Origin of the sequence: Meridianimarinicoccus marinus (assembly GCF_040689105.1) — a bacterium.
Lineage (GTDB): Bacteria > Pseudomonadota > Alphaproteobacteria > Rhodobacterales > Rhodobacteraceae > Meridianimarinicoccus > Meridianimarinicoccus marinus.
In genome coordinates this window covers 33,880-52,029 of sequence record NZ_JBFBVU010000026.1, presented here as the reverse complement: position 1 = coordinate 52,029, position 18,150 = coordinate 33,880, and the positions used below count along the sequence as shown (strand labels likewise).

Genomic DNA, 18,150 nt, shown 5'->3' with positions numbered 1-18,150 from the left:
CTCGTAGTTCATAAGACTGAAACGCCTTGCGGGGCTTGGTGAATTTCGCAGGCTTCACGCATGATCATGTTGTGAAGGATGTTGTCTGGCTGGACGATAGCCACCGCTTTGATTTCTGCTGCTCTTTCTAGTGTTCAGTCCCGGCATCTGGTGGATCGGATTTGGGTTGAATCGATCTGGCTCTGAAGTCGAGATCTTGCAGATGTATTCGTAAGGTGTGAGCCCGCTGAGGGTCTTGAGCCTGCGGGCGAAGTTGTAAGCCGCTATGAAGTCGGCAAGGTGCGTGCGCGGTTGATTGTGGCTGTCGTAAAGGAAGCGTTTAACGGTCGCGTGCTTGATCGTGCGGTTCATCCACACTTCGGTATGCGAGGAGAGTGACATTCCTGAATCGCTCATGGCTGACACTATCGCCTTGCGGCTACATTTCGGCATCACCAAAGGCACCGCCCGGACCAAGGACTGGCCGCGTCCCGCGCCGACACCAATGCCAGCTGCAAGGACACCCGCCGTCGCAAAGTGCCCTTGCCGAGATCAGGATCGGGGCGGTCGTCCGTCCTGCCCGGGCAGATCGACAAGGTCTTCGCGGGCCAGTCGCTGGTCAAAGGTGACCAGTCGTCCGCCTTCGGCCTCGGCGGCCAGTCGGATCATCTGGTCGGCAAATCCCGCGCCGCCCCGGGCGTAGCGTGACACCGCCAGACCGACGCGGTCAGCGGCCTCGACACGCAACTCCGGGGCTTCCAGCAGGCCGATCAGCACCTGCGCGATGGCCGCGCGCTTCAGCCCATAGGCGCGTTCCAGAACCCAGACCAGTTCGACCACGACCTCGCGGCAGACGAACCCTTGATGCGTCGCGCTGAGGCCGGACATCAGGTGCTCTGCCACGGCCCATTGCGCCGGGTCGTCGCGCGTCAGGAACCGCACCAGCACATTGGTGTCGAGCCCGATCACTCAGTCCTCGCCCGTGGCCCCGGCGGCGATGGCCGCATCGATTTCTTCCTGGCTGCGGGCGGGCTGGCCCGGACGATGCAACAGGCCGCTGAGACTGCTCAGCGGGCGCGGTTTCAGGATCCGAACCTCGCCGTCGTCCAGCACCAGATAGCGGATCCGGTCGCCCGGCTTTAGCCCCAGCGCATCGCGCACCTGGCGCGGCAGGGTCGTCTGACCCCGCGATGTGACGGTGGATTCCTGCATGAGGCCCTCCAATTCAAGATCCGCATATGCATTACATATAGTTCTTTTGCATTACCCGCACAAGCCGTCGGCGTTCCCCATGCCCCGGATCAACCGCTCGGAAACCGGCCTTCTGGACAAACCCGCGATCACCGCCTAGGCCTCTTGCATGAGCCAAGAAACGACAGGTGGCTGCTGTTCCGGAACCGGCGGGCGGAACACGGTCGCGACACCCGCAAGCCCGCGCCTGGCCCCCAACCCGCCCGCGCCGTCGGACGACGCCGTTCTGGTTCCCGGCGGGCGCACGCTGGTCGGCACGGGCCGGCCCATCATCCGCAATGACGGCGAGGATCCGTTGCGCAACGCGCGGGTGAAGCCTTTCCGCATCGCATCGACCACCGTCACCAATGCCCAGTTCGAGGCTTTCGTAAAGGCCACCGGTTATGTCACCGAGGCCGAGCGTTTTGGCTGGTCCTTCGTGTTCTGGGCGCAGGTGCCGCAGCGGCTGGGACCGACGCAGGGCATTCAGGGCGTTGAATGGTGGCGGCGGGTCGATGGCGCAAACTGGCGCGACATCAACGGGCCGGGCACGCAGGCCGAGACCTGGTTTCCCGATCATCCGGTGGTGCACATCTCGTGGCACGATGCTATGGACTATGCCGCCTGGGTCGGGGGCCGCTTGCCCACGGAAGTGGAATGGGAGCACGCCGCGCGCGGCGGCCTGGGCGATGTGCGCTTTCCCTGGGGCGATGAAGAACCCGATGACACGGATTTCCTGCCCTGCAACATCTGGCAGGGCGCGTTTCCGAACCGCAACACCGGGGCGGACGGGTTTCTGACCACGGCCCCGGCGAAGCATTTTGCGCCGAACGGCTATGGCCTGTACAACCTCGTCGGCAATGTCTGGGAATGGACGGCGGACGATTTCCGCATCAAGTCCCTGAAGAAGAGCGTCCGTCAGCGGCTGGAGTCCATGAAGGGCTACAAGCTGGCCAAGGGCGGCTCGTTTCTGTGCCATGCCTCCTACTGCTATCGCTACCGCATCGCCGCGCGCTCGGGCAATGCGCCAGACAGCACGACGACGCATCAGGGGTTCCGGGTGGTCTGGCCGGCCTAGGCCGGGCACAGACCTACAATCATCGCGACCCCCTGCCCCGCCGTTGTGGGTCAGCGATCAACCCAGAACTTCCTTGACGGACTCCGCCAGCTTGCCAGTGATCTCATCAGCCTCGGCGCGGGTCAGGCAGAACGGCGGCGCAAAGCCCAGTATGTCGCCCTGCGGCATGGCCCGGCTGATGACCCCCCGGCGCAGCAGCGCACCGTTCAGCGCCGCGCCGATGCCCCTGGTCGGATCGAAGTAGCGGCGGCTGTCGCGATCCTCGACAAACTCGACGGCGCAGAGCAGCCCTTCGCCCCGGATCTCGCCCACATGCGGGTGGTCCCCCAGCGCGTCGATCAGCCCCTGCTTGAAATACGCCCCCACCGCGCCCGCGTTGGACACCAGATCCAGCTCGTCCAGCAGCTTCAGGTTGGCCACCCCTGCCGCTGCGCCGATGGGATGCGCCGAATAGGTCCAGCCGTGGCCGATGGGGCCGAAGCGGTCGGTGCCCTCTTCCAGCACCTTCCAGACCCCTTCCGACACGATAGACCCCGACAGCGGCGCATAGGCCGAGGTCAGGCCCTTGGCGATGGTGATGATGTCGGGGCGGATGCCGTAGTGCTCAGATCCGAACATGCTGCCCAGACGGCCGAAGCCGGTGACGACCTCATCGGCGATCAGCAGGATGTCGTGCTTTTGCAGCACCGCCTGAATGGCGGGCCAATAGCCCTCGGGGGGCGGCACAATCCCGCCGGTGCCAAGCGCAGGCTCGCCGATGAAGGCGGCGATGGTGTCAGCGCCTTCCCGGTCGATCAGGGCTTCCAGTTCGGCGACGCAATGGGCCACGAAGGCGGCCTCGCTTTGCGCGCGGTCCGCGCGGCGGAAGTAATAGGGCGCTTCGGTGTGGATCACCTGTGTCAGCGGCAGGTCGAATTTCTTGTGAAACACCTCCAGCCCGGTGAGCGAGCCGGTCATCAGCCCCGAGCCGTGATAGCCGCGCCAGCGCGAGATGATCTTCTTCTTCTTGGGCCGGCCCTTCACGTTGTTGTAGTACCAGACCAGCTTGATGTTGGTCTCGTTGGCGTCCGACCCGCTGAGCCCGAAATAGACCTTCGACATGTGGTCTGGCGCGCGGTCGAGGATCATCTTCGACAGGGTGATCGAGGCTTCGGTGCCATGGCCCACATAGGCGTGGTAATAGGCCAGCTCGCGCGCCTGTTCGGCAATGGCCTCGGCAATCTCGGCGCGGCCATAGCCAACGTTCACGCAGTAGAGCCCGGCAAATCCGTCCAGCAGCCGGTTGCCGTCGCGGTCTTCAATATGACAGCCCGAACCGCCGGTGATGACCCGCTGCGGCAGGTTTCCACGCGCGAATTCGGCCAGATGGGTCGAAGGATGGAAGAAATTCTCGCGATCCCACTGTTCCAGTTGATCGTTGTGCAGCATCTGAGTGATCCTTCGCTTCCCGGCAGGCCCGGTCCTGTTTCGGCGCAATGATGCACCGGACGGCTGGTTAGATTCCAGCCGGAGAAATGCCTGTTCTTGCGCGGGAAATCAGAAGATCCTTGCAGCCCAATGGCGTCGGGCAGAGGATTTATCCGGCCGCCGGTGGCAGCGGCGCGGGCGCATCCTTGACCGGCTTGGTCACGATATAGCCGAAATAGCGTTCGATCCCCGCGCCGGTGTCCAGCAGGCGATCCATCAGCCCTTGGTAGGCGTCCACATCCGCCACCACCACCCGCAGGATATAGTCGATCCCGCCGCCGGTGGCCCAGCACGCCTGAACCTGCGGCAGATCCTGCACGAGGGTTTCGAAATGCCGGAAATCCTCGGCCTTGTGGCCCGACAGGGTGACCTCGACGATGACCTCGGTCACCGGGACGATGCGCCGGATCTCGACCATGGCGCGATAGGCGGTGATCAGCCCGCCGTCCTCAAGCTTGCGCAGGCGCTCCCAGCAGGGGCTGGGCGACAGGTTCACCTTCGCGGCCAGCGCGGTCTTGGTGATCCGGCCATTGACCTGCAACTCGCGCAGGATGGCCATGTCGAAGGGATCGAGTTTCACGGGTCGGGTCATGCTGCCTAAGTGTCACGACATGGGGCTTGGGCGCAATCAGGGGGCGACATCAAGGCCCCTTTCCCGGCCGGTCACATGACGCAGGCGGTGCCGTGGTCTACGGCACCTGCGCGCTTGCGGCGGGCGTCGTGGCCCCTTGAGAAAGCTGTGTCCACAGGTGATGCGCATGCGCCGTGATCGCCGGGTCGTTGTGCTGCAGGCCGGGACGGCCGTTGCCGCCGGGGTCGAACCCGGTGCGCCAGCCTTAGGCGGCCTTGCCGAGCAGGATCTGGCCTTCGGGGGGCGGCTCCATCACCGTGACCCCGACCTGACCCCGGACTTGCATGGCGGCGACCGTGGTGCGCAGGGTTTCGATCTTCTCGGCAAAGCTCAGGCGATAGAACTGGGTCACGAAACCGAACAGCACCACGCCTTGCGCGCCGTTTTCAATGCTATGGGCCAGCTGGTGGCGGAAACCGTCCTGTCGCAGCCCTCCGTTCTGATCGAAAAGGGCGTAAAGCACCGGATGGATGCCCTGAACGTTGAAATCGGTCATGTCGCGGCCTCGGAGTTGGCATTGACGGGATGGATGCGGTGGCCGCCGCGGCCTGTCGGCGCGCCATCCGGGATTGTGACCTGCGCGCGTTTTTCGGCTTTGGCGGCTAGACCCTGCGAAACCACGAAGCGGGTCAGGCCGAGTTCCAGCGCGGCTTGCCGTTCGGCCAGATCGGGATGGCGGGAAAGTTGGTCTGCTCCTGCGGATCGGTTCGGATATCGTGCAGGGTCTCCGGCCCGTCCACATAGCGCGCCAGTTTCAGCCCGTCACATTCCGCCATCATTCCGCGATGGGTGACCCCGCAGATCAGGCGCGCGGCGCGATCCCGGCGGCCCCCAGAAAGGTCGGGTAGAGGTCCGGCAGCGCGACCGTATCGGAGCGGCGCGTCGGCGTCCAACCCGGCGTGAACTCGGAATAGTCGATGTCCGCCCAGGATCGCTTCATGTTCTGCACCAACCAGGGGCGCAGGGCCGCGTTGGCCTCGGTCGGCGTGAAAGCCGGGGGCATGTTGGCGGGATCGAACTGCTGCGCGCCCATGATCCTGATCGGCCCTTCACGCTGATGGCGGGCTTTCCCTCGCCGCATTGCCCCTATGATCCGCCTGCCCCGGTAGGTCCGGCCAACTGCCGATGCCGCAGGCACGGCGGTCGGGGCGCAGCCAGACATCATTGGCCATCACCCCGCTTTCGACGCTGCTTTGCCCGGTCAGCAGGCTGGCGCGCGACGGCACGCAGATCGGCGTGGGCGCGATGCAGCGGTCAAAGACGGTGCTTTCAGCCGCGAATGCATCCAGATGCGGGGTGCGGGCGAAATCGGCACCATAGCAGCCCAGGAAATCCGCCCGCAGTTGATCGGGCATCCGGAACAGGATGTTGGGCTGTTTCATGCGGCGGTCAACGCGAATCCGGGCACCGCGCCGCGGGTCTGGACCGGCACCGACCGGACCTTGGAAAGCTGCGCCTTCATATCCTCGCGCGAGGTGTATTGCGTGCCCCAACTGCGGTCTACATCCGGCCAGGGGATCGAATCGATCATCAGCCGCGTATGGGGATGCTGCGGATCGCCGATCACCTGCGCGGGCGGGCCGGCCTCGGCCACATGGCCCGCATGCAGCACGATCACGAAATCGCTGACGTGATAGGCCGTGGCCAGATCACGGGTGATATGGACGATCGAGAATCCGAAGCGGTCCTTCAGGTCATGGAGGTTCTTCAGGATCGAGGCCTGCAGCGAGGCATCGACCATGCTGACCGGTTCGTCCGCGATCAACAACTTGGGCGACAGCATCAGCGCGCGCGCCACCATCAGCCGCTGCCGCTGGCTGCCCGGAAGTTCATGTGCGAAGCGGCCAGGGATCAGGTGCGGGTTCAGGCCGACGGCCTCGCAAGCCTGGGTCATGCGGCGTTTTATCTCGGCCGGGTCGCGGGTAATGCCAAAGCGTTTCAGCGGCAGCGACAGCGCCCGGTCCACGCGGTAGAACGGGTTGAACGAGCCATGGGGACCCTTGAAAACCGCCTGCACGTTCCGGCGCAGCGCATGGCCCGCCTTGCCGCGCAGCCGGGCCATGTCTTGGCCTTCGAACAGCACCTGCCCGGTGGTCGGCTGGGTAAACCCCAGCATCAGCCCGCCCATGGTGGACTTGCCCGAGCCGGACTGGCCGACCACCGACACGATCATCGGCGTGTCGCCGTCCAGCCTGAAGGACATGGGCGCCAGCACGGTGTTGCCCGGCCCCTTCAACAGGCCGCCGCCATTGACCTTGGACACGCCGCGGAATTCCAGCAGCGGCGCGGTATCGGCCGAATACCCCGAGGGCGCGGGGTGCTTGTCCACCGACAGAAAGCTGGTGCCGCCGATGGTCGGGACCGAGGAAATGAGCTGCCGCTGGATAATCACATCCAGCGCCGAAGTCGGCTCGTCCGCGATGATAAGCTCCGGCGACAGCGCCGTGCCGATGGCGATACAGGCGCGTTGTTTCATGCCGCCGGACAATTCGTGCGGGTACATGCGCCCGACCTCGGCCGGCAGGCCGACGCCCTCCAGCGCTTCCTTGGAGCGGCGCTTCAACTCGGCACGGGGACGCTTGCCCTCGTGATCGGTGATCCCGTCCCGGATCTGGTTCTCGATCCGCATCACGGTGTTCAGCGAGTTCATGGCCCCCTGCGGGATATAGCTGACCCGCTTGAGCCGCGATTGCCGCATCTCCTCGGCGCCCAGCGACAGAAGGTCGGTGTCGCCCAGCAGGATTTGCCCCTTGGCGATCCGGCCCGGTCGCTTGATCATCCGCATGATCGCCAGCGCCGTCGTGGTCTTGCCCGAGCCGCTTTCGCCGACGAAGCCCACGCGCCGCCCCGGTGCCAGGTCGATGCTGACATCGGCGCCCGCATGCACCACGCCCGACAGGGTCGGGAATTCAACCGAAAGATCCTTGACGTTCAGCATCGCTCACACCCTCTTTCTGAGACGCGGTTTGGCCAGTTCATCAAGGCCGGTGTTGATCAGGTAGAGACCGACGAACAGGATCACCAACGCGGCGATCGGTGGCACGATCCACCACCAGAGCTTCAGCAGGAAGGCCGAGAAGCTCATCATGTAGTAGATCGTCATGCCCAGCGTCGGCGCGTTCTTGGGACCAAGGCTCATGGCTTCCGGCCTGATCGAGGCCACCAGATAGGGCAGCAGGTTCGATACAAGTTCGGCGATGATGATCTCGAACGGTCCCGCGCGCGAGATCAGCGCCGTGTTGACGTAACCCGCGTTGCGCGTGACCAGCACCTGTGACCGGATTTGCCGGGTCGGACGCCGCCAGGCCAGCCCGGCGATGATGACGAGAATCGGCAGCGCCGGAACCGACAGCAGAACGTCGGTGACGAAATTGATGATGCGATCCGTTCAGCCGTGGAAATAGGCCGCGATTAAGCCCAGCGAGCCGCCGACAAGGATGCCGATGGCCCCGGCGATCAGCCCCAGCCGCACCGTCAGCCAGGTGCCATAGACCAGCACCGCGAACAGATCCCGGACCTGGCTGTCGCTGCCGAACAGCAGCGACGCCCCCGGCGCCTGGGAGGGCGGCGCCGAGAGCGGTCGCGCCATCCGTTCATCGACGAAGAAACTGCCGATGAAGGAAAACGCCAGCAAGCTGCCAACCAGCAGCAGCCCGACCAGCAGCGACGGGTTGCGCATGAAATACATCCGCGTCGTCGTGGTCCGGGACAGTTTCCGGGGGCGCGGCTGGGGCATTGCATTGGTCATGGTCTCACTCATTTGCTGTGCGCCCGTGTCCAGGGATCAAGGAGCGGATAGACAAGGTCTCGACACGGCCACCGCAAGGATCAACACGAAGACGATGCCATAGATCGTGGAGTAGTCGAGGTAGTCCACCGCCTGCAGCAGCAGGCTGCCCATGCCGGGATAACCGAAGACGATCTCGACCAGCATCGCGCCGGTCACAAGCTGCCCCATGAACAGCACGAGCTGGGTGATCTGCGGCAGGATCGCGTTGCGCACCGCGTACCGCAGGAACATCCGGCGAATTTTCAGGCCCTTGGCCTCGGCGAAGTTCATGTAGTCCTCGCCCTGCACCGTCACATCATCCCACGCATCCCCAGCGCCCAGATCCCGACAAAGGCAATGACGATGGAGGCCGCGGGCAAGATCGAATGGCGGATCACGTCGCGGGCAAACTCCCAGTCCCAACCCGGAAGGGCGGTGATGGAATGGCCGCCGCCGATGGGGAACCAGCCCGCGCGATAGGCCAGGAAACAGATCAGCAGAAGGCCGATCAGGTAGAAGGGAATGGCGGAAAACACCATGATGACGGGCACCGTGATCTGCAGCAGGCGACTGGATTTGCGCCAAACCGTCAGCGCGCCAAGGATCGTGCCCAGCACGAAGGCGATCAGCGTCGCCGTCACCATCAGCCCCAGCGTCCACGGCAGCGCCTGGGCGATCATGTCCGACACCCGTGTCGGATAGCTGGTGATCGAATAGTTCAGATCCAGCACCAGCATGTCGGTCAGATAGTCCAGGTACTGCTCAAACAGCGGCCGGTTCAGGCCGAAACGTTCGTTGAAGACTTCGAGCAGGCCTTGCATGTCAACGCTGCCGGGGGCCGAGCTTTCCGACATCTCGGTGATCTTTTCGAGGATCGGGTTGCGATCCGTCATGCGCGGCACGAAGAAGTTCAGCGTGGCCGCCGTGACCACCACGAGAAACAGCATCAAGAAGCGCTTGGCCAGATAGATCAGGTACATGGGTCCGCCCTTTCAGGATGGCCCCGGCTGCATACAGCCGGGGCGCGTGTCCTTATTGCTTGGCTTCAAGGTTGTGCAGAACATTCCCGAACTGGCCCGAGGCAAACCAGAACGCCGGCTGCATGTAGGGGTTTTCGGTCGAGGGGTAGTTGTCCCAATAGGTGGTGTTATAGGGGATCCGGTGCACCCACTGGTTCAGCGGCACTTCGACCGAGTTCTCGTACCAGATTTCCATGGCCTGCTTGACCAGCGGCCGCATCTGCGGATCGTCCGGCGCGATCAGGCCGATCTGGTCCACGATGGCGGAATACTCCTCGTCGCACCAGCGATCCAGGATCAGCACCGGCTCGCCCACCGGCAGCGCGTTCTTGCAGTGGTACAGGTCCAGCGTATCATGGGGATCGGCGACGCCGCCCCTGTGGCCGAAGATCGACAGTTCGGTCTTGCCCTCGACCATCAGCGCGCGGCTGTCGGTGTTGGTCACAAACTCCACATCGATGCCACAGCGCGCAGTTGCTGAGCGATGATCGGGCCGACGGCCTCGAACAGGGCCAGCCCATGGAACGAGGCGGTGACGGTTTCGCCATCCTTATCCCACATGCCATCGCTGTTCTTGGCATAGCCCATTTCCTGCATCAGCGCGTCGCCCTTGGCCGGGTCGAAGACACCGACGCCATGTTCGTCGGCCAGCGGGATGCTGTCCTCGATATAGGGCCCCATCGAGCCGAAAGCGGGAAACGGCGTGCGGCTGACCGGGTTGGCGCCCAGATAGGCGATGTCCACCAGCTGCTGGGCGTTGACATAGTGGTTCAGGGCGCGGCGCAGGCGCACGTCATCCCAGGTGCCGGTCTGATGGTTCATGTAAAGCCAGTTCGGCCACCAGTCGAGGTTGCCATGGGGTGCCTCGTCGCCCGAGAAGCTGGTGACGTGATCGGCGCTTTCCACCACGCTCTTCATCAGCGGCGCCGACACCAGGTCGCCGGTCATGTCCACGTCGCCGGACACGATCAGCTGGGCGGCGCGGTCATGGCCGGTCTTGGGAATGTTGACGACGCGTTCGACATCCGGCAGGTCGCGAAAGCCCGTCGCCGCGCCCCACCAGTCGTCGCGGCGGTCCAGGATGATCTGCTGACCGCAGGACCGCACCACCTGCCACGCGCCGGTGACCCCGGCAGGCCGCCGTCTTCGGGATAATTGGCGAAGGTCAGTGGATCCTGATCGGCCCAGACATGTTCGGGCAGCCAGTACAGCCCCTTGCCGTTTTCCAGCAGCATTTCACAGGTATAGACCACATCCTCGGCATCGAAAGCCTGCCCGTCGGACCAGGTGGCCCCGTCGCGCAGCTCTACGGCGACCTCGGCGAAGTCGTCGTTGGAGTCGAAGCTTTCGGCAAGCCACGGGATGATCTCGTCGGTCAGCGAGTTGTGGTAGGACAGCGGCGCCATGATCGGGCCGCCCGACCAGCGGAACGTCAGGTTCGACGGCAACCGCTACACGCCCGAGGGCGAATTGCTGCGCCGCATCGCGCTGCCCCTGCCAATGCCCACAGCACTGGCTTTCGGCGGCCCGGACCTCGACCAACTGTTCGTGACCTCGACCTACATCCGGATGCCCGGCGGGTATTCCAGTTTCGCCCCGCAAGCCGGCAACCTGATCGTCATCGACGCCGGGGTGCGGGGCAATCCAATGCCAAGATTCGGGATCTGATCATGAGCTTCACACTTCTCAGTCAGCCGATGGCCATCACCGGCGAAGCGCCCCTTTGGGATCCCGCACGGTAATGTCTGTGGTGGCTCGACATCCAGGCGCAGCGCCTGCTGCGCACCGACATGAATGGCAAGACCCAGGCCACGCCCTGCCCCTGGCAGCCGGGCCTTGTGGCGCTGGCGGAAAGCGGGGCGCTGGTGGAGTGGCTGGAAACCGGGCTGTGGACCTATGCGCCCGAAACCGGCGACTGGCGGCAGGTCTCGGACACCGAGGCCAACCACCCCACCCTCTGCCTGAACGACGGCAAGCCGGATTGCCATGGGCGGCTGTTCTTCGGCTCCATGGACATGACCGGCACCGGTCAGGCGACCGGACGGCTGTATTGCCGAACCCCCGATGGCGCAATCCAAGTGCTGCGCGACGGCATCACCGTGCCCAATGCCATCGCCCCGCTGGCTGACGGCAGCGGGTTGTGGTTTGCGGATTTTCCCACGGGCGGACCCGCGGGCGACACCCTGTTCCTGACAAGCCAACGCCGGTTCCTGACCGCTGACGAACTGGAGGCACAGCCCGCCGCCGGGGGGTTGCTGGCGCAGAAGGTCCGGTTCAAGGCGGCGCCCACACACGTCGTGCGCGGCCTGTAGCGGACCTGCTTCGGGCAAGGGCGGAACGCCCGGCCCGACCCGGAGACCATTCTCTGCAGCGTGGCCGCCGCCCGGCAGGTCTGATTGCAATACCCCGACAAGGCGCGTAGGTTGCGGGCCCGTTCGCGCACCCCGTCGCCGCATAAATCGATCATCATGCCAATGGTGCTGCAGGCCGGGATCGACCCGCTGTGGTTCGGCATCTTCCCTATGGTCGTCGTCGAGATGTCCCCGATGGCACCGCTGGGGCGGTTCAACCTGTTCGTATTGCAATCGTTGACCGGACGCGACATCCTGACGGTCGCGCACGCGGCGCTGCCGTTCTTTTTCCTGGTGATCCTGGCGCTTTGTGTGATCGTCGTCTTCCCTGGGAGCGCAACGTTTTTGCCGGAGCAGATGTGACCGACCCGCAGCCTCCCCTTCCCCGCGCGCCCGTGGTGCGCACCGTCGGCACCGCCGGGATGCTGGTCAGCTTCGGCGACCGGTTGAGCGAAGCGGCCAACCGCGCGGCGCTGGCCTTTCGCGCGGCGGTCGAGGGCGAAGGCTGGGACGGGGTTGAGGAAACCTCGTCTTCGCTGGTGTCCGCCTATGTGCGGTTCGATCCTTTGCATCTGTCCCACACGCACCTGCGCCAACAGCTGGAGGCGTTGCTGCGCCGCCAGGACTGGTACGCTGCCGATCTGCCCACTGGCCGTCGGTTCTGGCGCATACCCACGGTGTTCGGAACCGATCTTGCACCGCAGCTGGGTCAGGCGGCGCAGGCCGCGGGGTTGAGCGAGGCCGAGGCCATCGCCTCGCTGACGCAAGCACGGGTGCGGGTCCAGACCATCGGTTTTGCCGCGGGCCAGCCCTATCTTGGCGAGTTGCCGAAAGACTGGGACATTCCGCGCCAGACCGCCCTGACCAAACGCATCCCCGTGGGCGCGCTGGCGGTGGCCATCCGCCAATTGGTGCTGTTTTCGGTCGAAACGCCGACCGGCTGGCAGCACGTGGGCCAAACTGCGATCCGGCTGTTTCAGCCCGAAGCGGCGGAGCCCTTCCTGCTGCGCCCCGGCGACGAGGTGCAATTCGTGCCCACCGATGCCGAAACCCTGACCGCCATGCGCGACGACCCGCACGGCGGCGCCGAATGCGAGGCGATCCCATGACCGCCCGGATGAAGATCCTGCGCGCCGGACCCGGCATGACCATGCAGGACCGGGGGCGCAGCGGCTATCTGGATGTGGGCCTGTCGCGCGGCGGCGCGATGGATCGGCTGGCACTGGACGAGGGCGCGGCCCTGCTGGGGCAATCGCCGGACTGCGCAGTGATCGAGATGGCCGGCACGGGTGGCGATTTCGAGGCCAGCGCGGACATGCGGATCGCCCTGACCGGCGCCCCGATGCGGGCCACGCGAGACGGAGCGAAACTGGCCTGGCACGCCTCGCATCTTCTGCAGGCCGGTGAACGGCTGTCGATCGGGCCGGTGCAATCGGGGTGCTACGGCTACCTGCATGTCGGCGGCGGTATTGACGCGCCGGTCTGTCTGGGCGCGCGCGCGACGCATCTGTCCGCCGGGATCGGTGCGGCCCTGTCGGCGGGGGATGTGCTGACCATCGGCAAGGACAAGGGCAGCGAGACCGGCCTGCTGCTGGACCCCGACAACCGCTTTGACGGCGGGTTGGTGCGCGTGGTCGCCAGCTTCCAGACGGATCGGTTTGCCGAAGCCGAACGCCAGCGGTTCCAATCCGTACCGATGCGCCGCGATGCCCGCGCCAACCGCATGGGCGTCGGGCTGGATCCCGAAGGTGGCGGGTTTCACGTCGAAGGCGGGCGCAACGTGGTGTCCGAAGTCATCGTGCCCGGCGACATCCAGATCACCGGCGATGGCACGCCCTTCGTGCTGATGGCCGAATGCCAGACCACCGGCGGCTATCCTCGGATCGCCACGGTGCTGCCCTGCGATCTGCCGAAGGTCGCGCAGGCCCCGGTCGGCGCCCTGCTGCGCTTCCAGTTCGTCGATCTCGAGAAAGCCGTGGCGCTGGAACGCGCCGATGCGCAACGGCGCGCGACGCTGGCCCGCGCCCGCCGCCCGTTGATCCGAGACCCGCACCGGATGACCGATCTGCTGTCCTATCAACTGATCAGCGGCGTCGTCACGGGCAATGAAGACAACCCCGGGGAGGGAACATGACACATTTCGTGGATCTCAATGCCGACATGGGCGAAAGCTTCGGCGCATGGACCATGGGCGACGATGCCGCGCTGCTGGAGATCGTGACCTCGGCCAATGTCGCCTGCGGCCTGCACGCCGGGGATTGGGACGTGATGGCCAAGACCATGCAGCGCGCTGTCGCCAAGGGCGTCGGCATCGGCGCCCATCCCGGATTTCCCGACCTGCACGGCTTCGGCCGCCAACGCATGACGCTGCCGCTGGCGTCCTTGCAGAACCTCGTGCGCTATCAGGTTGGCGCAGCTCAGGCGATGGCGCGGGCGGCGGGCGGCACGGTGCGGCACCTGAAGCTGCACGGCGCGCTGGCCAACATGGCCTCGGAAGACGAAGCGATGGCCACGGCCTGTTACGAGGCCGCTCTGTCCGTCGCGCCCGAGATCATCATCATGGTCCTGGCCGGCACCGCGCAGCAGCGCGCGGCCCAGGCGCTTAGCTGTCCGATGGCCTGCGAGATCTTCGCGGATCGCGCCTACAATGATGATGCAACGCTGGTCGATCGCAGCTTGCCGGGTGCTGTGATCCATGACCCGGCGAAGGCCGGGCAGCGGATGGCGCAAATGGTGCGCGAAGGCGCGATCCTCACCGAAAGCGGCAAGCGGATCGAGACCCGGATCGACACCATCTGCCTGCATGGCGATACGCCAACGGCAGTCAGCATCGCCGCCGAGGTCCGCCGGGCATTGCTGGAAAACGGTGTCGGGCTGGCACAGTTTCCCGGCGCGCCGCTGTGATCCGCGAACCGCGCCGTGACCGGTCCCGGCGATGCCGACCCGCGCGCCCGCGTGGTGGTGTCCTGTGGGGGCATGCCTGAAATCAGGCGACGAAACCACAACAAGCGCTCGACCGGCAGATCTGCGGCCGAAAGGCATGATCGAAACGTCACACCGCTGCCCTGACAAGAGGGCGCGATCCGGGGCGCACCCCCCTGCGTGCATTGATTCGATAGATTTGCCCCTACCGCCGATGCACCCCCTGCGGCGCGCGGGTCACCTCCCAAGGCTATCTTGATATCTCAAATGAATTCAGCGCTCTGGCGTACTTCGCGCGGAAAAAACGGTCAAACAAAATAAATCGTCGATTATTTTCATAATTTGCTATAATAATCTTGCTGTAACCGACAGACAAGCGGGGCACGACATGCGGCAGACCGGTACTTCCGAGGGTATTCCTGGTGGGGGTCAAGACGTGACCCACAAGCCGGATACCCAAGACATGACCTTCCTGAGCGGTGCTGCTGTCTCGGTGCTGACGGCATGGCATGCCGAGAACCGCCCCGAACCGATCCCGCCATTTTCTTGCGCCGGCTGGCACTGAAAGGTTTGAACATGTCCAAGATTGTTTCCATTGAACCGCTTCATGCCCGCGTCGGTATCCGCAACCAGCTTCTGGTCAAGGTCACCACCGACGACGGCCTTTTTGGCTGGGGCGAATCCGGACTGTCGAGCCGCGAAGGCGCCGTTTCGGCCACCATCGCGCATTTCGCAGAATTCCTGATCGGCAAGGACAGCAACCAGATCGGCCGCATCTGGCAGGAGTCCTATCGCAGCCAGTATTTCGAAGGCGGGCGGGTGTTTACCGCCGCCATCTCGGCCATCGACATCGCGCTGTATGACCTGTTGGGAAAGCGGCTGGGCGTGCCGGTCTACCAGTTGCTGGGTGGCAAGCAGCGCGACGAGATTCCGACCTTTCCCAGCTGCCAGGCGCCCACCATCGATGAATTGCTGGCCAAGGCGCGTGTGCTGGTGGATGCGGGCTGGGACTGTCTGCGCATCTATACCGGCGACTTTCAGGGCGACGGCGTCTTCGATCCGCGCCAGAACCTGAACCGCGCCGCGAAAGAGCTGATCGCCCTGCGCGAGGCCTTTGGTCCCGACCTGTGCCTCGGGATCGACCTGCACCACCGCCTGTCCATAGCCGAGACCGCCGATTTCTGCAATCGGCTGCCGCCGGGGACGCTGGATTTCCTGGAAGAACCGATCCGCTGCCAGACCCCGCAGGCCTATCGCACCCTGCGCAGCATGACCAATATCCCCTTCGCCGTCGGCGAGGAGTTCTCGTCGAAATGGGAAGCCGCGCCTTACATCGAGGAAGGGCTGACCCAGTACATGCGGATGGACATCTGCAACATCGGCGGCTTCACCGAGGCGATGAAAGTCGCGGGCTGGTGCGAGCAGCATTACATCGACCTGATGCCGCACAACCCGCTGGGTCCGGTCTGCACCGCGGCCACGGTCCATATGGCTGCGGCGGTTCCGAATTTCAGCTGGGTCGAGACCCGGCAAGGCCCGACCGAGAGCCTTGGGTTTCACGACCCGGAGCTGTTCCCGGTCCAGATCGACCTTGAGGGGATCACCTACAAAGTGCCCGACGGGCCCGGCCTGGGCGTCGAAGTGGACGAAGACAAGATCCGTGCAACCCAGCCGGAGCATGTGGAGCCGCCGCATCTGATGCGGCCCGATGGCTCTGTCACCAACTGGTAAGAGACGACAGCAAGGAGGAGGAGACCTGATGCTGCATTCAAGAAAACTGACCTCGCTGGCCAGTGTCATCGCGATCGCGATGGCCGGGCAGGCGTTTGCCTATGAAGAGGCCCCGCAACTGGCCCAACAGGTGTCGGCCGGCACCCTGCCACCGCTCGAGGAGCGGCTGCCCGCCGAGCCTCTGGTCATGGATGTGATCGACGGGCCGGGCGAATACGGCGGCACCCTGCGCCGCGCGATCCTTGGCGGCGGCGACCAGCACAACATGGTGCGCACCATCGGCAGCGACAACATGGTGCGCTGGTCCCCGGACTGGAAAGAGGTGCGCCCCAACATCGCCAAATCCTGGGATGTGTCCGACGACGCCTCGAAGTTCACCTTTCATCTGCGCGAGGGCATGAAATGGTCGGACGGTGCGCCTTTCACCGCCGATGACATCATGTTCTGGTACGAGGACATCTTCACCAACACGGAGCTGACCCCGAACAAGGATTCCACGTTCATCGGACCCGCGGGGCCGGTCAAGGTCACCAAAATCGACGATGTCACGGTCGAGTTCGACTTCGGCGCGCCGAACGGTCTGTTCCTGCAGGCGCTGGCCTATGGCTTCGGCTATCATCCGACGGCCTATCCCAAGCATTACCTCAGCCAGTTCCACGAGACATACAACGCCGACATCCAGGCGCTGGTCGATGCCGAACCGGCGGCGGGCGACTGGAAGCAGTTGTTCAACCTGAAGGCGGGACCGATGGACACCCCGCTGTTCTGGCAGAACCCGGACCGCCCGACCCTGCACGCCTGGCATCTGACCAATGCCTATGGCGCCACCGATCGCGTGGTGGCCGAGCGCAACCCCTATTACTACAAGGTCGACAGCCAGGGCCAGCAACTGCCCTATATCGACCGCGTCACCTATGACCAGGTCGAGGATGTCGAGACGATCCTGCTGAAGGCCTTCAACGGCGAGATCGACTATATGCTGCGCCACATCGGGCGCCCGTCCAACAAGGCGGCCCTGACCGACAACGCGGAACGCGGCAAATACGGGTTCTTCGATGTGGGTGATCTTCCGGCCAACATCATGATCCTGATGATGAACCTGAACCACACCGACCCGATGAAGCGCGACGTGATCGGCAACAAGGATTTCCGCATCGGGGTCAGCCACGCGATGAACCGGCAGGAAGTCATCGACCTTCTGTATTTCGGCGCTGGCAGCCCGGCGCAGACCGCGCCACGCGAAGGCTCGGATCTGTACAAGGAGGAATACGCCAAGCAGTTCACCGAGTATGACACCGATCTGGCCAATGAGTACCTGGACAAGGTGCTGCCCGAAAAGGATGCCGAAGGCTTCCGCCTGGGACCGGATGGCGAACGCTTCACGCTGGTCTTCCTTGTGGCCGATGTGTTCGGGCTGCAATACCCCGACGCGATGGAGCTGATCGCCGGCTATGCCCGTGACGTGGGGCTGGATTTCCAGATCCGCACCACCGACCGGTCGCGCCTGATCGAGCTGCACACCTCGAACGATTTCGACGCCTACCTGTGGAACTGCTCGGGCGGTCAGGCAGATGCCTATCTGACGCCGATCTGCTATGTTCCGACAATCTCGAACTCGGTCAGCTGGGCCCGCGAATGGGCGGCCTGGGGTGTCGATCCTTCGACCGGAGAAGAGCCGCCGCAAGCGGTCAAGGACATCTTCGCCACCTATGCCAAGGTGCGTTCCGCCGGAACACCGGAAGAGCAGAAGGCGCTGATGCAGCAGGTGCTGGACATGGCCGCCGAAGAATTCTTCACCGTCGGCATGGTGCAGAACGATCCGGTCTTCGGCATCGCGCGGAACAACGTGCGCAACGTGCCTGACCCGCTGCCGATTGCCGGCCAGCTCTGGTTCCCGGCCCCGTATACGGCACAAATGTACTTCGAAGGCGGCGCCAACCTGCCCTAATTCGAAGGACGCATGGGGCGCCCGC

At 64.6% G+C, this 18,150-nt stretch carries 26 protein-coding genes and 1 pseudogene; 10 read left to right on the top strand and 17 right to left on the bottom strand.

What is annotated here, in order from left to right; genetic code table 11:
• Positions 1 to 54 precede the first annotated feature (54 nt).
• From AB0T83_RS16420 to AB0T83_RS16410, 3 genes and pseudogenes are all read right to left on the bottom strand, one after another.
• A pseudogene (locus AB0T83_RS16420) lies at positions 55 to 351 on the bottom strand (hypothetical protein); the annotation flags it as partial.
• Between the two features lie 180 nt (positions 352 to 531).
• Positions 532 to 948: a type II toxin-antitoxin system VapC family toxin gene (locus AB0T83_RS16415; protein ID WP_366194303.1), complete on the bottom strand. Its 417-nt coding sequence runs from the start codon at positions 946 to 948 to the stop codon at positions 532 to 534.
• Complete coding sequence (locus AB0T83_RS16410) at positions 949 to 1,191, bottom strand: AbrB/MazE/SpoVT family DNA-binding domain-containing protein (RefSeq protein ID WP_366194302.1); 243 nt, start codon at positions 1,189 to 1,191, stop codon at positions 949 to 951.
• Between the two features lie 148 nt (positions 1,192 to 1,339).
• Here AB0T83_RS16410 and AB0T83_RS16405 point away from each other — a divergent pair, with 148 nt between their 5' ends.
• Positions 1,340 to 2,287: a formylglycine-generating enzyme family protein gene (locus AB0T83_RS16405; RefSeq protein ID WP_366194301.1), complete on the top strand. Its 948-nt coding sequence runs from the start codon at positions 1,340 to 1,342 to the stop codon at positions 2,285 to 2,287.
• 57 nt (positions 2,288 to 2,344) lie between these two features.
• Here AB0T83_RS16405 and AB0T83_RS16400 read toward each other — a convergent pair whose 3' ends face one another.
• The 14 genes from AB0T83_RS16400 to AB0T83_RS16335 form a co-directional block, all read right to left on the bottom strand.
• Positions 2,345 to 3,715: an aspartate aminotransferase family protein gene (locus AB0T83_RS16400; protein WP_366194300.1), complete on the bottom strand. Its 1,371-nt coding sequence runs from the start codon at positions 3,713 to 3,715 to the stop codon at positions 2,345 to 2,347.
• A gap of 148 nt (positions 3,716 to 3,863) precedes the next feature.
• On the bottom strand, positions 3,864 to 4,334 hold the full coding sequence (locus AB0T83_RS16395; protein WP_366194299.1) for an Lrp/AsnC family transcriptional regulator: 471 nt from the start codon (positions 4,332 to 4,334) through the stop codon (positions 3,864 to 3,866).
• Positions 4,335 to 4,590: 256 nt separating this feature from the next.
• On the bottom strand, positions 4,591 to 4,881 hold the full coding sequence (locus AB0T83_RS16390) for a dihydrodipicolinate synthase family protein (RefSeq protein WP_366194298.1): 291 nt from the start codon (positions 4,879 to 4,881) through the stop codon (positions 4,591 to 4,593).
• A 133-nt stretch (positions 4,882 to 5,014) separates the two neighbouring features.
• The gene (locus AB0T83_RS16385; protein ID WP_366194297.1) at positions 5,015 to 5,164 is read right to left on the bottom strand and encodes a hypothetical protein; all 150 of its coding nucleotides are present in this window, start codon (positions 5,162 to 5,164) and stop codon (positions 5,015 to 5,017) included.
• A 23-nt stretch (positions 5,165 to 5,187) separates the two neighbouring features.
• Positions 5,188 to 5,418, bottom strand: coding sequence for a hypothetical protein (locus tag AB0T83_RS16380; RefSeq protein ID WP_366194296.1), 231 nt, complete (start codon positions 5,416 to 5,418; stop codon positions 5,188 to 5,190).
• 16 nt (positions 5,419 to 5,434) lie between these two features.
• Positions 5,435 to 5,767, bottom strand: coding sequence for a sulfatase-like hydrolase/transferase (locus tag AB0T83_RS16375; protein WP_366194295.1), 333 nt, complete (start codon positions 5,765 to 5,767; stop codon positions 5,435 to 5,437).
• Complete coding sequence (locus AB0T83_RS16370; protein ID WP_366194294.1) at positions 5,764 to 7,323, bottom strand: ABC transporter ATP-binding protein; 1,560 nt, start codon at positions 7,321 to 7,323, stop codon at positions 5,764 to 5,766. The genes AB0T83_RS16375 and AB0T83_RS16370 overlap by 4 nt, the downstream gene beginning before the upstream one ends.
• A 3-nt stretch (positions 7,324 to 7,326) precedes the next feature.
• Complete coding sequence (locus AB0T83_RS16365) at positions 7,327 to 7,656, bottom strand: hypothetical protein (RefSeq protein ID WP_366194293.1); 330 nt, start codon at positions 7,654 to 7,656, stop codon at positions 7,327 to 7,329.
• Between the two features lie 117 nt (positions 7,657 to 7,773).
• On the bottom strand, positions 7,774 to 8,133 hold the full coding sequence (locus AB0T83_RS16360) for a hypothetical protein (protein ID WP_366194292.1): 360 nt from the start codon (positions 8,131 to 8,133) through the stop codon (positions 7,774 to 7,776).
• Between the two features lie 36 nt (positions 8,134 to 8,169).
• Complete coding sequence (locus AB0T83_RS16355; protein WP_366194291.1) at positions 8,170 to 8,463, bottom strand: ABC transporter permease subunit; 294 nt, start codon at positions 8,461 to 8,463, stop codon at positions 8,170 to 8,172.
• 2 nt (positions 8,464 to 8,465) lie between these two features.
• Entirely contained in the window at positions 8,466 to 9,134 is a 669-nt protein-coding gene (locus AB0T83_RS16350; protein WP_366194290.1) for an ABC transporter permease, read from the bottom strand.
• A gap of 52 nt (positions 9,135 to 9,186) precedes the next feature.
• The gene (locus AB0T83_RS16345) at positions 9,187 to 9,618 is read right to left on the bottom strand and encodes a hypothetical protein (RefSeq protein ID WP_366194289.1); all 432 of its coding nucleotides are present in this window, start codon (positions 9,616 to 9,618) and stop codon (positions 9,187 to 9,189) included.
• The gene (locus AB0T83_RS16340) at positions 9,615 to 10,256 is read right to left on the bottom strand and encodes an ABC transporter substrate-binding protein (protein ID WP_366194307.1); all 642 of its coding nucleotides are present in this window, start codon (positions 10,254 to 10,256) and stop codon (positions 9,615 to 9,617) included. The genes AB0T83_RS16345 and AB0T83_RS16340 overlap by 4 nt, the downstream gene beginning before the upstream one ends.
• Positions 10,142 to 10,579 carry an ABC transporter substrate-binding protein gene (locus AB0T83_RS16335; RefSeq protein WP_366194288.1) on the bottom strand — a complete coding sequence of 146 codons (438 nt, stop codon included), beginning with the start codon at positions 10,577 to 10,579 and terminating at the stop codon, positions 10,142 to 10,144. The genes AB0T83_RS16340 and AB0T83_RS16335 overlap by 115 nt, the downstream gene beginning before the upstream one ends.
• On the opposite strand from AB0T83_RS16335, the gene AB0T83_RS16330 reads away from it, so the two are divergent.
• The 9 genes from AB0T83_RS16330 to AB0T83_RS16290 all read left to right on the top strand — a co-directional run bounded on the left by AB0T83_RS16330 (position 10,578) and on the right by AB0T83_RS16290 (position 18,125).
• The gene (locus AB0T83_RS16330; RefSeq protein WP_366194287.1) at positions 10,578 to 10,841 is read left to right on the top strand and encodes an SMP-30/gluconolactonase/LRE family protein; all 264 of its coding nucleotides are present in this window, start codon (positions 10,578 to 10,580) and stop codon (positions 10,839 to 10,841) included. The two genes, AB0T83_RS16335 and AB0T83_RS16330, sit on opposite strands and share 2 nt — an antisense overlap.
• Before the next feature lie 77 nt (positions 10,842 to 10,918).
• Positions 10,919 to 11,485 carry an SMP-30/gluconolactonase/LRE family protein gene (locus tag AB0T83_RS16325; RefSeq protein WP_366194306.1) on the top strand — a complete coding sequence of 189 codons (567 nt, stop codon included), beginning with the start codon at positions 10,919 to 10,921 and terminating at the stop codon, positions 11,483 to 11,485.
• An 84-nt stretch (positions 11,486 to 11,569) separates the two neighbouring features.
• A complete protein-coding gene (locus tag AB0T83_RS16320) occupies positions 11,570 to 11,887 on the top strand; it encodes a TRAP transporter large permease subunit (RefSeq protein WP_366194286.1) in 318 nt (105 codons plus the stop codon).
• Entirely contained in the window at positions 11,884 to 12,633 is a 750-nt protein-coding gene (locus tag AB0T83_RS16315; RefSeq protein WP_366194285.1) for a 5-oxoprolinase subunit B family protein, read from the top strand. The genes AB0T83_RS16320 and AB0T83_RS16315 overlap by 4 nt, the downstream gene beginning before the upstream one ends.
• The gene (locus tag AB0T83_RS16310; protein ID WP_366194305.1) at positions 12,630 to 13,658 is read left to right on the top strand and encodes a 5-oxoprolinase subunit C family protein; all 1,029 of its coding nucleotides are present in this window, start codon (positions 12,630 to 12,632) and stop codon (positions 13,656 to 13,658) included. The genes AB0T83_RS16315 and AB0T83_RS16310 overlap by 4 nt, the downstream gene beginning before the upstream one ends.
• A complete protein-coding gene (locus tag AB0T83_RS16305; protein WP_366194284.1) occupies positions 13,655 to 14,428 on the top strand; it encodes a LamB/YcsF family protein in 774 nt (257 codons plus the stop codon). The genes AB0T83_RS16310 and AB0T83_RS16305 overlap by 4 nt, the downstream gene beginning before the upstream one ends.
• A 454-nt stretch (positions 14,429 to 14,882) precedes the next feature.
• A complete protein-coding gene (locus AB0T83_RS16300; RefSeq protein WP_366194283.1) occupies positions 14,883 to 15,011 on the top strand; it encodes a hypothetical protein in 129 nt (42 codons plus the stop codon).
• Positions 15,012 to 15,022: 11 nt separating this feature from the next.
• A complete protein-coding gene (locus AB0T83_RS16295; protein ID WP_366194282.1) occupies positions 15,023 to 16,177 on the top strand; it encodes a mandelate racemase/muconate lactonizing enzyme family protein in 1,155 nt (384 codons plus the stop codon).
• Positions 16,178 to 16,205: 28 nt separating this feature from the next.
• A complete protein-coding gene (locus tag AB0T83_RS16290) occupies positions 16,206 to 18,125 on the top strand; it encodes an ABC transporter substrate-binding protein (protein WP_366194281.1) in 1,920 nt (639 codons plus the stop codon).
• The last annotated feature ends 25 nt before the right edge of the window (positions 18,126 to 18,150 follow it).

Bases quoted from the DNA above. Each gene is read 5' to 3' on its own strand.
- AB0T83_RS16410 (WP_366194302.1), bottom strand. From the start codon at position 1,191: ATGCAGGAATCCACCGTCACATCGCGGGGTCAGACGACCCTGCCGCGC.
- AB0T83_RS16405 (WP_366194301.1), top strand. From the start codon at position 1,340: ATGAGCCAAGAAACGACAGGTGGCTGCTGTTCCGGAACCGGCGGGCGG.
- AB0T83_RS16400 (WP_366194300.1), bottom strand. From the start codon at position 3,715: ATGCTGCACAACGATCAACTGGAACAGTGGGATCGCGAGAATTTCTTC.
- AB0T83_RS16390 (WP_366194298.1), bottom strand. From the start codon at position 4,881: ATGACCGATTTCAACGTTCAGGGCATCCATCCGGTGCTTTACGCCCTT.
- AB0T83_RS16385 (WP_366194297.1), bottom strand. From the start codon at position 5,164: ATGATGGCGGAATGTGACGGGCTGAAACTGGCGCGCTATGTGGACGGG.
- AB0T83_RS16380 (WP_366194296.1), bottom strand. From the start codon at position 5,418: ATGGGCGCGCAGCAGTTCGATCCCGCCAACATGCCCCCGGCTTTCACG.
- AB0T83_RS16375 (WP_366194295.1), bottom strand. From the start codon at position 5,767: ATGAAACAGCCCAACATCCTGTTCCGGATGCCCGATCAACTGCGGGCG.
- AB0T83_RS16370 (WP_366194294.1), bottom strand. From the start codon at position 7,323: ATGCTGAACGTCAAGGATCTTTCGGTTGAATTCCCGACCCTGTCGGGC.
- AB0T83_RS16360 (WP_366194292.1), bottom strand. From the start codon at position 8,133: ATGACCAATGCAATGCCCCAGCCGCGCCCCCGGAAACTGTCCCGGACC.
- AB0T83_RS16350 (WP_366194290.1), bottom strand. From the start codon at position 9,134: ATGTACCTGATCTATCTGGCCAAGCGCTTCTTGATGCTGTTTCTCGTG.
- AB0T83_RS16330 (WP_366194287.1), top strand. From the start codon at position 10,578: ATGATCGGGCCGCCCGACCAGCGGAACGTCAGGTTCGACGGCAACCGC.
- AB0T83_RS16335 (WP_366194288.1), bottom strand. From the start codon at position 10,579: ATGGCGCCGCTGTCCTACCACAACTCGCTGACCGACGAGATCATCCCG.
- AB0T83_RS16310 (WP_366194305.1), top strand. From the start codon at position 12,630: ATGACCGCCCGGATGAAGATCCTGCGCGCCGGACCCGGCATGACCATG.
- AB0T83_RS16305 (WP_366194284.1), top strand. From the start codon at position 13,655: ATGACACATTTCGTGGATCTCAATGCCGACATGGGCGAAAGCTTCGGC.
- AB0T83_RS16295 (WP_366194282.1), top strand. From the start codon at position 15,023: ATGTCCAAGATTGTTTCCATTGAACCGCTTCATGCCCGCGTCGGTATC.
- AB0T83_RS16290 (WP_366194281.1), top strand. From the start codon at position 16,206: ATGCTGCATTCAAGAAAACTGACCTCGCTGGCCAGTGTCATCGCGATC.